The following is a 13,549-nucleotide window of genomic DNA, read 5'->3' as shown; positions in this document are numbered from 1 at the left end:
GACTCGACCCTATCGGCTACCTATTTCGCTCTAGGCGCTCTCGCCCAGACGGACCGTCACCGTCACGCGGCCGCTGTCGTCTTTTCTCGCGATTCCGTAACCGGGCACGTCAACTCCATTGAGCCAGAGCTGTAGCGGCCTGCCCTCTCCGAGGAAGTTGCGCCACCACTTTTTGGATTCAGGGATGCCGACCCAGATCACGATGTCGTCCCCTGAGCGCCAGTAGTTCACAGGCGTGCTGAAGATCTGTCCGGACCGGCGGCCGGTGTAGGTGACGACGGTGAAGTACCGGCCCGCCAGGCTGCGCAGCCCCGGCACGTTCAGCGCTATCACCGGCACGGTATTGACCGCATCGACGAAACGCCGCAGCAAGGAACTCATCTGTGCCTACAGGTCTTTGCGCGAGTGCTCATCCCAGCTTCCGTAGCCGGGGTTCGAGGTCGTTCTTGAAGAGTTCCAGGAACCGCTTCTGATCGTGACCGGGGGCGTGGAACACCAGGTGGTTTAGGCCCCAGCCCACGTAATCGGCGACCTTGGCGACCGCCTCGTCCGGGTCGGAGGCAACGATCCAGCGCTTGGCGACCTGCTCGATGGGCAGCTCGTCGGCAGCACGTTCCATCTCGATGGGGTCGTGGATGCTGTGCTTCTGCTCAGGGGTCAGCGACAGCGGCGCCCAGAAGCGGGTATTTTCCAGCGCCTTCTCCGGATCGGGGTCATAGGAGATCTTGATCTCGATCATCCGGTCGATATCCTCGAAGGATTTCGACGCCAACTCTGCCCCTTCACGCACGGCGGGAATCAGTTTGTCCTTGTACAGCTCCTCGCCCTTGCCCGAGGTACAGATGAATCCGTCACCGGCACGTCCGGCGTACTTGGCCACGACGGCGCCACCCGCAGCGATGTAGACCGGAATGCCGCCCTCGGGCACGTCGTAGATGGCCGCACCCTGGGTGCGGTAGTAGTCACCCTCAAAATCAACACGCTCTCCCGTCCACAGTTCGCGCATGAGCCGGACCGACTCGCGCAGCCGCGCGAAGCGCTCCTTGAACTCGGGCCACTCACCGATGAACCCGGTGGCGATCTCGTTGAGCCCCTCACCGGTGCCCACACCCAAAAAGATGCGGCCCGGATACAGGCAGCCCATGGTCGCAAACGCCTGCGCCGTGACCGCCGGGTTGTACCGGAATGTCGGGGTCAGCACCGAGGTACCCAGCTGCAGCCGCTGGGTGCGCTCACCCACAGCAGTCATCCACGCCAGCGAGAACGGCGCATGACCACCGTTGTATCGCCACGGCTGGAAATGATCACTCACAGTGGCACTGTCAAAACCATGCGACTCAGTAGCCACCGCCAACTCAACAAGCTCACGCGGCGCGAACTGCTCCGCCGACGCCTTATATCCCAGCTTCAGTTCCCGTGCCATCCGCGCGCTCCTCGCCTCAAGGGTGCTTACCGCTCATCGCAAGTTCTCCAACCACCCTAACCAAGGACTCATTACTCTCTATTTCATGGTCGAGATCACCCAGGTCAGTGACGCCGTGCACGTGGTCAATGGGGAGGCAGTCAACTGGGTGATCGCATCGGATGACTCCGGTGTCGCACTCTTCGATTCGGGCTACCCGGGGGATCGCGACGACGTACTGAAATCGATTGCGGCGCTGGGGCACAAACCTCAGCACGTGCGCGCGGTGGTGCTCACGCACGGACATATCGACCACATGGGGACGGCGATCTGGTGGGCCGCCGAGCACGGCGTTCCGGTATATGCCCACAACGCCGAGTTGGGAAATGTGCGCCGCGACTACGTGGACCAGGCCCAACCTTTCAAAGTGGCACTGAACCTGTGGCGTCCCGGATGGCTGCCGTGGATCATCCACGCGATGCGTCTCGGAGCCGGGGTCCGTGATGGCATTCCGACGGCGGCTCCGATCGGTCCCGAGCTCGCGGATCTGCCGGGAGCGCCCGTTCCCATCCCGACACCCGGACATTCCGGCGGTCACTGCTCGTTCCTGGTTGCCGGTCACGTGCTGGTGGTCGGGGACGCCATCATCACCGGGCACCCGATCGCGACCCGTTCGGGACCTCAGCTGCTGCCCACCCCATTCACCAAGGACATGGAGCAGGCACGCCGCAGCGCCGAGGCCCTTGCCGACGTGGAGGCCGACGTGCTGGCTCCCGGGCACGGTCCGGCATGGACGGGGTCACTGCGCGACGCGGTCGAGATCGCCCTGCGCCAGTGAGGTCACGGCGTCGAGCCCGAGATGTTCGCGCAGGGTCTCACCCTGGTACTCGGTGCGGAAAGCGCCACGCTCCTGTAACAGCGGCACCACGGTATCCACGAAGTCGTCGAGGCCGGCCGGTGTCAGATGCGGGACCAGGATGAATCCGTCGCAGGCGTCGGCCTGGATGTAGCGGTCCACCTCCGCCGCCACCTGTGACGGGGTACCGATGAACTGTTGGCGCGAGGTGACCTCTTTGATCAACTCACGGATCGACAGATTCTTGGCCTCCGCGAGCTCCCGGTACTTCGCGGCGATCTCCCGCGGGTCACCGTGGCGCGCCTTGCCGCGGGTTATCGAGTCGTCCCCCGTCGGCTCCACGTCCGGCAACGGCCCATCCGGGTCGTACCCGGAGAGATCGCGACCCCAGACCTGCTCGAGATAGGCCAGGGCGGTCTGCGGGCCCACCTGCTGGTCCCTGATGTATGCCGCTTTCTCGATTGCCTCCTGTTCGGTATCGCCGAGGACATAGGTGACGCCCGGGAAGACCTTGAGTTGATCCGGGTTTCGACCGTGGGCGACGGCACGGGCCTTGACGTCGGCGTAGTACTTCTGCCCCGCAGGAATCGAGGAGTGGATGGTGAACAACGCGTCGGCATGCTTGGCGCCGAAGTCACGCCCGTCCGCGGAATCCCCGGCCTGCAGTAGCACCGGATGCCGCTGCGGAGAGGCGGGTGCGGTCGCCACACCACGGACGGTGAACTGTGGCCCCTTGTGGTTTACCGGGTGGATGTCGTTGTCCCAGCTGTCCCAGAACTTGCGGGCCACCGTAATGAATTCCTCGGCCCGGTGATAGCGATCGGCATGGTCCAGGAAACCGCCGCGCCGGAAATTCTCACCGGTGAAGGCATCGGACGAGGTGACCATGTTCCAGCCGGCGCGCCCGTCCGTCAGATGATCGAGAGAGGCGAACTGCCTTGACACATTGAAGGGTTCGTTGAAGGTGGTGTTGATGGTCCCCACCAGCCCGAGCCGGCCGGTGACGGCGCCCAGCGCGGCCAGCACCGTGAAGGTGTCGGGCCGGCCGACCACATCGAGATCGTGGATCCGGCCCCGATGTTCGCGCAATCGCAGGCCCTCGGCGAGAAAGAAGAAGTCGAACAGTCCACGCTCGGCGCTGCGCGCCACGTGCACGAAGGAGGCGAAGTCGATCTGACTCCCCGACGCAGGATCAGACCATACCGTGGTGTTGTTGACCCCCGGAAAGTGCGCGGCGAGGTGAATCGGCTTGCGGTGTATGCCTTCCCGGACCTGGGTATCCGCCATCAGATCAGTCCCCATTCCTTGGCGATGAGCTCGTAGGACCTGCGCCGGTCCTCGTGCCGGTGGGTGATGGAGGTGATGACGAGCTCGTCCGCGCCGGTGACCCTGGCCAGGGTGTCGAGCCGCTCGGCGACCTGGCCGGCATCGCCGACGAACTGGGTGGAAATCCGGTCCTCCGACTGCCGACGTTCCTCATCGGTAAGTGGTTGCGCTCCATCGGGATTGGGGTACGGGATGGCTCCATTCCCCGACCGAATCGAGTGCACCCAGCGGCCAAATGTACTGGCGAGATGGCGGGCCGTGTGCTCGTCCTCGGCGGCCACGGCATCCGCGGAGACAACGACATACGGCTCCGTCAGCGCCCTCGAGGGCCGGAACGCATCGCGGTAGGCCTCCACGGCCTCCAGCGTGGACCAGGGGGTGACGTGGTAGTTCGCCACGAACGGTAGACCGCGCCGCGCCGCCACCTGGGCCGATTCACCCTTACTGGAGCCGAAGAGCCATAACGGCAGATCGGCACCCTCGCCTGGACGAATATGCAGTGCAACACCTTCCGGGCTCACATAGGTGCCATCGAGGAACGCCTGAATATCGGACACCTGCTGGTCGAAGTCGGCGATCTGCGCGCCCGGCTGCTGCAGGGCCGCAACAGTGGCCCGTAGCTTTGGGTTGTCCTTGATGCCGAACTCTGCCGGCGCCCGCGGGATGAACAACCCGTCAACATCATGTGCCGGTGCCGGTTCGGGCTTCTGCTCGTTTCCGGCGAGACGGTCCCTGATGCGATGGCCCGTTCGTCCGAGGCCGAGGTCGATACGCCCCGGGTAGAGCGCATCGAGGATGCCGAAGCTCTCCACGACTGCGGCAGCCGTGGTCGAGGCAATCTGAACAGCGCCGGCACCTACCCGGATCCGGTGAGTAGCTGCGGCGATATGCGCGATGACCAGTGCGGGAACTGTGCTGGCCACCGAGACGAAATGGTGCTCGGCGAGCCAGTATCTCTGGTAACCCCACTGCTCCGCGTGCTGGGCCAGGTCGATCGAATTACGCAGTGCCGCGGTGGCATCCGATCCTTCGCTGACCGGGGACAGGTCGAGAACCGAGAGTGGGACGTTCATGCCGACTTCCTTGCGTAGCGGTTGGTGGCGGCAGGCAGGCCGAGCCGTTCGCGCAGCGTTCCGCTCTCATACTCGGTACGGAACCCGTGATGGGTCTGCAGAAGGGGCACGAGTTCGTCAACTATGACCGGGATGTCGAGCGCATTGACGGCGGGCCGCAGGCGCAGTCCGTCGATCCCCCATTCATGCCACTGCGCGGCGAGGTCGGCTAGCTCAGCGGCCTGACCGGTGAATATTGCGGCATCCGAGTGGAATTCGTCGTCACGACCGAACGAGACCACCAGATCTGCCAGCACCTTGATGGTGCGATGCCCCGCCGTGTTGTGCAGCCGCGCCGGGATCTCGGTCGCGGAGGCACCATCGTGCGGGGTGACGAAGATCAGGTCGGCGTTCTTCGCGGCGAAGGCCTGTCCGGGACGGCTCCGGGCGAGTGCTGCGACCACTGACTGCCCCTGCGGGGACCTCGGCGTGATGGACGGCCCCTTCACCGAGAAGAACCGGCCCTCGAAGTCGACGTAGTGCAGCTTGTCCCTGTCGATGAAGCGCCCCGTCGCCACGTCTCTGATCTCGGCGTCGTCCTCCCAGCTGTCCCATAACCGACGAACCACCTCCACGGAGTCCGTGGCCTCCTCCAGCAGGTCTTGCAGCGGCAGCACCTTGGTGCGACCGAACACGTCAGCCTCTTCCCCGGAATCGGCGATGGTCACCTGCCAGCCGGCACGGCCACCGGACACGATATCCAGGGTGGCAATCGATTTGGAGAGGTGAAACGGCTCATTGTGGGTGGCTGGCGCGGTAGGGATGAGTCCGATATGCGTCGTCGTGGGAGCCACGCGCGCGGCGGTGAGTATCGCATCGACACGGCCGCCGGGGGTGCGGGCGAAGGTATCTTCGAACGTCACGAAATCCAGGAGCCCGCGCTCGGCGTGCTGGGCCTGTTCGGCCCAATACTTGCCGGTGAGCGCGCCGCCCGCGTGCTTGCCCTGCTCGGGATGCCACCCGTACCCATCCAGGGCCAGGCCGAGAAGTGTCGTCACAGTTGGCTCAACGTCCGCGAACCGCGTGATAACGGCGTTAATCTCAGCCTGAAGGAAAGGGGTCCTGAGTAACCGAAATTCGTCCTTGACCCTCGCGAGAAAACTCAACTAGACTCGAACATATGTTCGATGCGAGGATCAGGCTTCCCTCTCGCGATGAGGCCGACCTCATGATGGCCATGCAGGCCGCCGAGGAGGACGCGGAGCGCGCGGCGTTCATCGATCCCATCGAACGATGGTTGGCCGACGAGGCAGCTCGGGCAGAATGGGAGTCCGGCAAGGAGTCACGGCGGCGCCTCGAACGCAACGAGCTGTTCCGGCGGATCGATGCCGGCGAGGGGGTCTGCCCACCCGACGCCGGGATAGACCCCGCTTTCGAGCCGGATACGGACCCCGACACGCTGGTGGCTGGACTACTCGATCAGATGCGCGAGCGGTCCCGCCACGAGAATCGCGCTGCGGCGCAACGAGTTCTCCTGGCTCTACGGGTTCTCGAAGAGCGCATGTGCCAATCGCTTGCCGAGTACGGCGAAGAGCTGACGGGCATCAGGCTGGCGCGCGCTGAGATCGGTTTGGCACTGGGATTATCGCGGTCGGCCACCTCCACCTTGATCACCTGCGCCGAGCAAATCGGTCGACGGATGCCGCTGGTGGAGAAGCCGTTTCTCGATGGCGAACTGTCCTATGCCCATGCGTGCGTGATCAGCTCGGTACTGGCAGCCGCCTCACAAGAGACCGTCGACGCGATCAGTGCCGAAATGGTTGAGCTGGCGAAGACGCTTCCACCGCAACGCCTCCGGTCTGCAATCTGGCGCCAGTGGATCAGACACAACGCCGACGAGGCGGCCCGAGCTCGCGAACAGGCATCGGGCAATCGCTACGTCCGGGTGCAGCCCAACCCGGACGGCATGGCCTTCCTGACCGCACATCTCACGCTGTTGGAGGCCAGGACGGCCGAGCGGCGAATCGAAGACGTGGCGTCCACCGTGTGCCGGCATGATCCTCGGACACGCGGGCAGCGCATGGCGGATGCCTTCATGTCGGTCCTCGCAGGCGGGCACCACATCCCATGCCAGTGCGGCATGAGCGACTGCCCGTACCTGGGCATCAAGGCGCCACCTCAGCATCTACATCTCGCCCAGGTGGTGGTGGACCTGGAGACGCTGCTGGGGTTGGCCAACAATCCTGCGCGGCTCGGTGACGGCTCAGTCATCGACCCGGAACTGGCGCGCAGGATCACTGAAAATGCGCACTGGCAGGCGATTTTCATCGAACTCCGCAAGATGGTGCCGACCGTGGTGGGGCGTTCCACGGTCAAACGCACGCCACTGCCGGCACCGGTCATTGATGCGCCACCCCGCAAGGCCGCCCCGCCGGAGCCCGGGCCCGCCGTGCCCGCGCATCCCGACGGTCACGGCGGATACGGCGGATACGGCGGATATGGCGACCCACCGGCCGGTGCACTCAACTATCGGCCCGGCGCTGCGCTTGCCGATGCGGTGCGCACGACCTTCTCCACCTGCTCCTTCCCCGGCTGTTCGGTGTCGTCAGCGCGCTGCGAGCTGGACCGTATCGTCGAGTTCGATCATGACGCCCCCATGTGCGGTGGGTGGACGATCTTCGAGAACCTGCATCCGGTGTGCCATGACCACCATGACCTGAAGACGCGTCGGCGTCTGCGTGCAAGCCGGATGACCAACGGCGCCATCCGCTGGGCCGCGCGCACCGGCGACTGCGGGGTGACGCAACCAGAGCTAGGCCGGGTCCCGGCGGGGACGCAGATTGTCGACGAGCTTCCGCTCGCCCGTGTCGACGGATACTCCTGCCCCGATGACCTCACCGTCGCCGAGGGGGAAGCGCTCTACTTTGAGGAAACGTGGTGGGAAGTTCACTACGGCGATGAGACCGGCCCTTCACAGCGCGAGGTGGATCGCACCCTCGACCCCGAGGTGCGCGCCGAGTTGCAGAGCCTGGCTGATCGCTACCACGACCACCTCATGATCGGGGCGCGGCGACGGCAAGCCAGCCCGCGATGGGCCCGGGCCGCTTAGAGGTCCTTCTCGAACGGATGGATACCGACCTCATCGGCGGACAGGGCCTGGTCGTAGAGCGGTCGATACCCCGCGGAGAGGTACAGCGCCTTGGCCTCGGGTTGGCGCGGGCCGGTGGTGAGGTAGATACGCCGGTACCCACGGCTGCGGATCTCCAGCTCCAGCGCCGCCAGAGTGCGCCCCGCCAGGCCCTGACGACGGTGGGCACTGGACGTCCAGATGCGTTTGAGCTCCGCGGTATCCGCGTCATACCGCTGGAACGCGCCACCGGTCACAGCCACACCGCCCTGCAGGCCGATCAGTAGACCGCCGTCGGGAGCGGTGAAGTGGACGGCCGGATAGTTGACCAGGAACTCGTGATGCTCGTCGAGAGTTCCGCCGTATCGGGTGCTGTATTCCAGCGCCAGCTCGGCGAGTAACGGAGCGGCAAGCGGGTCCTGCTGCTGGACCGTCGTGAACTGCAGTAGGTCCTCACATGCCGTCATGTCATCCTTGCCTGGGTAGTCCGCGGGGGTTGACTTCGGACCGACTCACTGCTTCGTTCTCCAATCCCCAGCGCTGCAACACCTTACGATACGTGCCGTCGGCAATGGCGTGGTTAAGGGCGTCGGTGACGGCGCGCACCAGCCCATTGTCCTTCTTGGTGAGCACCGCGATCTCCCCCTGCAGCGCCTCCCCCGCACCGGAGAAGGTGCCGATCAGCTTCGTCTGCCCGGTCGCCTGGGAATGAAACACCGCCGTCGGGTTGGGCCCGACATACGCATCGATGCGACCCGACGCCAACGCCAGGTAGTAGCCGGTGGTCTGCTGGAAGTACTTGAGCTCGGCGGCGGGAAGACCTGCCGCGACATTCTGTTCGTTCCACTGCACCAGCAGTGCTTCCTGGTTGGTACCCGATCCGACGCCGATGGTCTTGCCGGCGATATCACTGGCACCCTTGACCTTCCAGTCCAGCGATCGCCGGGCCTCAAAGGAGACGTTGTCCAAACGGTATGTCGCGAAGTCGAATTTCTCCTTGCGCTCCTCGGTCACCGTCACATTCGAAATGAACGCATCGACCTCGCCCGAGTCCACCTTGACGAAGTTCTGCGCCCAGTCGGCCGAACGCAGGTCGACTCGCAGCCCCAGAATGTCCGCCACCAAATAGGCGACGTCCGTCTCGATCCCGATCATCGTCTTATCGTCATCGGCATAGAACCGCAGCGGCGGTGCGGAATTGGCGTCACCAGTGACAATCAGGGTGCCGCGCTTGCGGATGGCATCGGGCACCTCGGCGGCGATGGCGTCCGCCGTGGAGACACGCACCCGATCCTGGTCCGGGCTCAGATCGAAGGACGAGGATGCGCCCGGCTCCACACCCCCGCCACAACCGGTGAGCACAACCATCACAGTGCAGAACAGCGCGATAAGACCCCTCACGCCAGCACCTTCGACAGGAAACCGGCGGTCCGGGGATGCGATGGGTTGTCCAGCAGCTCTTCCGGCGGACCCTGCTCGACGATGGCGCCATGATCCATAAAGACCACGGTGTCCGCGATCTCCCGGGCAAGCCCGATCTCGTGCGTCACGATCACTAAGGTGGCACCGTCACGGGCCAGCTGGCGGATCACATCGAGCACCTCGGTGACCAGCTCGGGATCGAGGGCAGAGGTGGGCTCATCGAAAAGAATGACCTTGGGCCGCAACGCCAAAGCGCGCGCGATGGCCACTCGTTGCTGCTGTCCGCCGGATAGCCGGCGCGGGTACTCCGCCACCTTGTCGACAACCCCCACCCGTTCGAGCAGCTGGGTCGCCTCGGCTACCAGCTCGGCACGCGGCGCCCGTCGCGCTGCCAGGGGCGCCTCGATGACGTTTTCCAGCACCGTCATATGCGGGAACAGGTTGAAGTTCTGGAACACGAAGCCGACCTGCGAACGCTGCCGCAGAATGGCCCTTTCCGAGAGCTCGTAGAGCACCGATCCACGCTGCCGGTAGCCGATGAGCTCACCATCGATGCGGATGGTCCCGCCGTCCACCTTCTCCAAGTGATTCAGGGTGCGCAGCAGCGTCGACTTCCCAGAGCCCGACGGCCCGATGATGACCGTCACTTCCCCCTGTCGCACAGTCAGATTCACATCACGCAGCGCAACCACCTGGCCGTAGGACTTGCGCACCCCACGCACCTCAATGGTGCTCATCGGTGTGTGCCCCGGGCGTAATGCCGTTCGATGTAGTACTGCACGATGGTCAGCACCGACGTGATGACGATGTACCAGACTGTCGCCACCATGAGCAGGGGCACCACACGTCCGTTACGCCCGAATATCACCTGCACCTGGTAGAAGAGGTCGGCGATGGCCATGGTGGACACAATGGACGTGCCCTTCACCAGACTGATGACCTCGTTCGCGGCGTTGGGCATGACCGACCGCATGGCCTGCGGCAGCACGATTCGGAAGAACTGACGGCGCCGGGGAATTCCCAGGGCCGCAGCGGCTTCCCATTGCCCCTCGTCGACGGACAGGATGCCGCCCCGGATGATCTCGGCGAAGTAGGCACCCTGATGCAGGGTCAGCCCGATCACGGCGGCGGTCAGACCGCTCAGCAGTTCGTTGGTGTCGACGGTGATCAGGCTCGGCCCGAAGGGGATCCCGAAGCTGATGCTGTCGTACAGGTAGGCGATGTTGAACCAGAACAGCAGCTGCACGATCAGCGGTATGGACCGAAATATCCATACGTAGGTCCATGAGATGACCTTCAGGACGGGATTGTTGGACAGGCGCGCGGCCGCCAGCGCCACACCGAGCACAAACCCGAGCACCGTGCCGTAGATGGTGAGCCGGATGGTCAGCCACAGCGCCGCCAGCACCGATTTGGCGGTGAAGTACCGCGCGAATGTCGGCCAGTCCCACCCCGGGTTGCGCACCAGACCGTGCACGAACATGGCCACGAACAGCAGCGCGACGGCCGAAAGAATCCAGTTGCCCGGACGCGCCCGGCGCCGTACCCGCAGCACCGGCTCGGCAGCGTCGTCGGACGCCCGAGCGCGCGGCGGCGCAGCGGGTGCCGATGTCATGCGGTCGAACCTAGGAACACCGACCAGTGCACAACAGTCTTTGGCTCCCGGCGAATCGAACGGCGGCTATCCGTCAGGTTCGACCGGGGAAGCATCCACGCCGCTCGAATGTTCACATAGGACATGCCAGAAATCCCCGCGGGCTTCGAAGATCTCCTGGAACAGCGGCTCTACGGCCACCTAGCCACGGTCGGTAGCGACGGTTCCGCGCAGTCCAGTCCGATGTGGTTCAGCTGGGACGGCGAGCGGGTGCGCTTCACCCATACCAACAAGCGGGCCAAGTTCCGCAACATCCAGTCCGAACCCCGGGTCGCCTTCTCCATCCTGGACCCCACCAACCCGTACCGGTACCTGGAGGTGCGCGGCACCATCGACCAGATCGACGACGATCCGACGGGGTCATTCATCCAGGAGCTTGCCCACCTGTACCAGGCACCGTGGGCCGGAACGAGCACCGGCGACGAGGCAGACCGCGTCATTCTGTACCTGCGGCCCACCAAGTTCGTGAGCCACGGCTAGGCCAGCGGCCCCAGCAGGCGCATACACATATCGGTGGCCCTGGCCCCCAGTTCACCAGCGCTACACCTATTCTCATCGGCCAGCCAGTCCTGCATAAGGAGGGTGACACCCCCGACCCCGAATAGTGCGGCTTCAAGCTGAGCTGGCTCAGGCTTGTGAACATCCGGGGCGATAGTCAGGAGTATCCCGCGCGCAATACGGCGCTGAATGCTGCGGTGCTTAGCCACTATCCCAGGAAATCCGTCCAGGTCAGACGTCAGAATCCGCAAGATCGCACGGTCCGCGATGGAGTGCTCAAGATACGCGGTGAGCCCGGCCGTCAGCTGTGCATGCGGCTTGTCGCCGGCCACCCGGCCTGCTTCTCTCATAGACGCGAATAGTTCGGCGAACACGTCGTCCACGATCTGCAGAACCAAATCGCCGATGGTCGAGAACTGCTCGTAGAAATACCGATCGGTCAGCCGGGTCCGGGCACACACACCCCGCACGGTGACCGCGGCCAGGCCCTTGTCGCTCCACAGCTCACGGCCTGCCCGCAGCAGTGCGACGCGCCGCTCCTGTTGGCGCTGCTCTCGCGTCTTGCCACCGTACGTGCGGTGAGTCTGACCGTTCGTCACGCGTAAACGCCCTTCGTCTTGACATAGGCAACCTACTCGCTAATGTTGAGGACACCCGTCGTCAGAAACTTTCGACAATGTGGTCTAGGAGATTTCATGACACGTGCGCCCGAGCATTCAGCCTCCGACACGGATTTCGAGGAACTCGTCTCCCGGCCCTTCGAGTCCCAGCTGCGCGAATACGACTATGAGGTCACGGAGATCGACGGCACCCTGCCGCCCGCGCTGACCGGCACCCTCTTCCGCATCGGCCCCGGCAAGTTCGAGGTGGGCACCACCGTGCTGCGCACGATGTTCGACGCCGACGGCATGGTGTCCCGATTCGTCCTGGACGGTTCCTCGGTCCGCTTCACCAACCGATACGTGCGCACGCAGCAGTTCCGGGACGGGCTGCAGCAGGGCCCGATGCGCAGACCCGGGATCACCACTCAGGTGCCTGGGAAACTATTCGCCAACCTCCAGGTGCCGGCGAACACCGCGAACACCAACATCGTGTCGCTGGCCGGGGAGATGCTGGCACTCTGGGAGGGTGGGCCACCACACCGGCTGGACCCCGACACCCTGGAAACCCTGGGCACCAACGATTTCGACGGCAGGCTCGGGTATGTCGGCGCCTTCTCGGCACACCCGAAATGGGATCCCGTCACCGGCGAGATGTTCAACTTCGGCCTCGACGTCTTTCCCACACCCCGACTACGCTGCTACCGGGTGAGCCCCAGCGGTCAACTCTCGCAGATTAATTCGGTAACCCTGTGGGATATGGGCTGGAACCACGATTTCGCGCTGACCGAGAAGTATCTGGTCTTCATACTCGATCCGATTCGCCCCAACATTGGCCAGCTGCTGCGCGGCAAGCGTTTCGACGAAAGTCTCGAGTACCAGCTGACCAATGGCAGCACCAAGTTCATCCTGGTGCCCCGTGACGGATCCAAACCCATTGTCATCGAACACGCGCCTCAAACCCATATCCACGTCACCAACGCCTTCCAGGATGGCGCCGATGCGGTGGTCGAGTTCGTCAGATATGAGAACCTCGAGTTTCTGCGGCGGTCACTGGACGCCGCCATGGGGCCCAAAGACCATCCCAATCCTCATCACCATCTGGTAGTCCGCGAATGGCCGGACAGCCACCTGGTCAGGTTCCGCATCTCGCCCAACGGCAAGATCACCGAGGAGGTGGTCTCCCAGTCCGCGAAAATCGAATTCCCGCAATATGACTGGCGTCAGTCCACCCGCAATCATGAGATCACCTATACCGCCGGAACGCTGGAACGCAAGGGCCACTACAACGGCATCTTCAAGTTCGACCACCGCACCGGAGCTATGACGCACTGCGATTTCGGAAAGGCCTCGGTGTGCGAACCCATCTTCGTGCCACGCGACAAGGACTCCGCGCAAGATGACGGCTGGCTGCTCGCGGTCAATCACGATCTCGTGGAAAACCGTTCGCAACTAATCATTCTCGACGCGCGTGATGTCGAGCACGGCCCAGTCGCGGTGGCGCACTTGACGCATCACTTGCCGATAGGGTTCCACGGAACCTTCACCAGACGGGTTGCCAATCCCGATGCACCGCTACCACATCCGACTCTGCTGCACTAGCGGGACGATCC

The 13,549-nt window shown here is 64.2% G+C and carries 14 protein-coding genes; 4 read left to right on the top strand and 10 right to left on the bottom strand.

What is annotated here, in order from left to right; genetic code table 11:
• Positions 1-30: 30 nt before the first annotated feature.
• Together AC5Y5C_RS03435 and fgd are read right to left on the bottom strand one after the other, a co-directional pair.
• Entirely contained in the window at positions 31-381 is a 351-nt protein-coding gene (locus AC5Y5C_RS03435; RefSeq protein WP_499968986.1) for a PNPOx family protein, read from the bottom strand.
• 28 nt (positions 382-409) lie between these two features.
• Positions 410-1,423, bottom strand: coding sequence for a glucose-6-phosphate dehydrogenase (coenzyme-F420) (fgd, locus tag AC5Y5C_RS03430; protein ID WP_499968984.1), 1,014 nt, complete (start codon positions 1,421-1,423; stop codon positions 410-412).
• An 85-nt stretch (positions 1,424-1,508) separates the two neighbouring features.
• Between fgd and AC5Y5C_RS03425 the strand changes: the two genes are divergently transcribed.
• Positions 1,509-2,240, top strand: a complete 732-nt coding sequence (locus AC5Y5C_RS03425) for an MBL fold metallo-hydrolase (protein WP_499968982.1) — start codon at positions 1,509-1,511, stop codon at positions 2,238-2,240.
• On the opposite strand, the gene AC5Y5C_RS03420 is transcribed toward AC5Y5C_RS03425, so the two are convergent.
• The 3 genes from AC5Y5C_RS03420 to AC5Y5C_RS03410 are packed head-to-tail and all read right to left on the bottom strand — an operon-like array spanning position 2,202 to position 5,694.
• Positions 2,202-3,560 (bottom strand): NtaA/DmoA family FMN-dependent monooxygenase, encoded by a 1,359-nt coding sequence (locus AC5Y5C_RS03420; protein ID WP_499968981.1) that lies wholly within the window; start codon positions 3,558-3,560, stop codon positions 2,202-2,204. The two genes, AC5Y5C_RS03425 and AC5Y5C_RS03420, sit on opposite strands and share 39 nt — an antisense overlap.
• Positions 3,545-4,657 (bottom strand): LLM class flavin-dependent oxidoreductase, encoded by a 1,113-nt coding sequence (locus AC5Y5C_RS03415; RefSeq protein ID WP_499968979.1) that lies wholly within the window; start codon positions 4,655-4,657, stop codon positions 3,545-3,547. Before AC5Y5C_RS03415 ends, AC5Y5C_RS03420 begins: the two co-directional genes overlap by 16 nt.
• Positions 4,654-5,694 (bottom strand): LLM class flavin-dependent oxidoreductase, encoded by a 1,041-nt coding sequence (locus tag AC5Y5C_RS03410; protein ID WP_499968977.1) that lies wholly within the window; start codon positions 5,692-5,694, stop codon positions 4,654-4,656. The genes AC5Y5C_RS03415 and AC5Y5C_RS03410 overlap by 4 nt, the downstream gene beginning before the upstream one ends.
• A gap of 122 nt (positions 5,695-5,816) precedes the next feature.
• On the opposite strand from AC5Y5C_RS03410, the gene AC5Y5C_RS03405 reads away from it, so the two are divergent.
• Entirely contained in the window at positions 5,817-7,745 is a 1,929-nt protein-coding gene (locus tag AC5Y5C_RS03405) for an HNH endonuclease signature motif containing protein (RefSeq protein ID WP_499968975.1), read from the top strand.
• Here AC5Y5C_RS03405 and AC5Y5C_RS03400 read toward each other — a convergent pair.
• Genes AC5Y5C_RS03400 through AC5Y5C_RS03385 form a run of 4 tightly spaced genes read right to left on the bottom strand, consistent with a single transcriptional unit; the run spans position 7,742 to position 10,800 of the window.
• The gene (locus AC5Y5C_RS03400; protein ID WP_499968973.1) at positions 7,742-8,230 is read right to left on the bottom strand and encodes a GNAT family N-acetyltransferase; all 489 of its coding nucleotides are present in this window, start codon (positions 8,228-8,230) and stop codon (positions 7,742-7,744) included. The genes AC5Y5C_RS03405 and AC5Y5C_RS03400 overlap by 4 nt on opposite strands.
• A gap of 1 nt (position 8,231) precedes the next feature.
• Entirely contained in the window at positions 8,232-9,164 is a 933-nt protein-coding gene (locus tag AC5Y5C_RS03395; protein ID WP_499968971.1) for an ABC transporter substrate-binding protein, read from the bottom strand.
• A complete protein-coding gene (locus AC5Y5C_RS03390; protein WP_499968969.1) occupies positions 9,161-9,922 on the bottom strand; it encodes an amino acid ABC transporter ATP-binding protein in 762 nt (253 codons plus the stop codon). Before AC5Y5C_RS03390 ends, AC5Y5C_RS03395 begins: the two co-directional genes overlap by 4 nt.
• A complete protein-coding gene (locus AC5Y5C_RS03385; protein ID WP_499968967.1) occupies positions 9,919-10,800 on the bottom strand; it encodes an amino acid ABC transporter permease in 882 nt (293 codons plus the stop codon). The genes AC5Y5C_RS03390 and AC5Y5C_RS03385 overlap by 4 nt, the downstream gene beginning before the upstream one ends.
• Before the next feature lie 123 nt (positions 10,801-10,923).
• On the opposite strand from AC5Y5C_RS03385, the gene AC5Y5C_RS03380 reads away from it, so the two are divergent.
• Positions 10,924-11,319, top strand: coding sequence for a PPOX class F420-dependent oxidoreductase (locus AC5Y5C_RS03380; RefSeq protein WP_134073013.1), 396 nt, complete (start codon positions 10,924-10,926; stop codon positions 11,317-11,319).
• Here the strand turns inward: AC5Y5C_RS03380 and AC5Y5C_RS03375 are convergent.
• Positions 11,316-11,936 carry a TetR/AcrR family transcriptional regulator gene (locus AC5Y5C_RS03375; protein WP_499968965.1) on the bottom strand — a complete coding sequence of 207 codons (621 nt, stop codon included), beginning with the start codon at positions 11,934-11,936 and terminating at the stop codon, positions 11,316-11,318. The genes AC5Y5C_RS03380 and AC5Y5C_RS03375 overlap by 4 nt on opposite strands.
• Before the next feature lie 96 nt (positions 11,937-12,032).
• On the opposite strand from AC5Y5C_RS03375, the gene AC5Y5C_RS03370 reads away from it, so the two are divergent.
• Positions 12,033-13,538, top strand: a complete 1,506-nt coding sequence (locus AC5Y5C_RS03370) for a carotenoid oxygenase family protein (protein WP_499968963.1) — start codon at positions 12,033-12,035, stop codon at positions 13,536-13,538.
• The last annotated feature ends 11 nt before the right edge of the window (positions 13,539-13,549 follow it).

Source organism: Mycobacterium sp. NGS15 (assembly GCF_059813245.1).
Note: the sequence above shows the minus strand (reverse complement) of the source record. Positions and strands in the feature narration are given on the sequence as shown.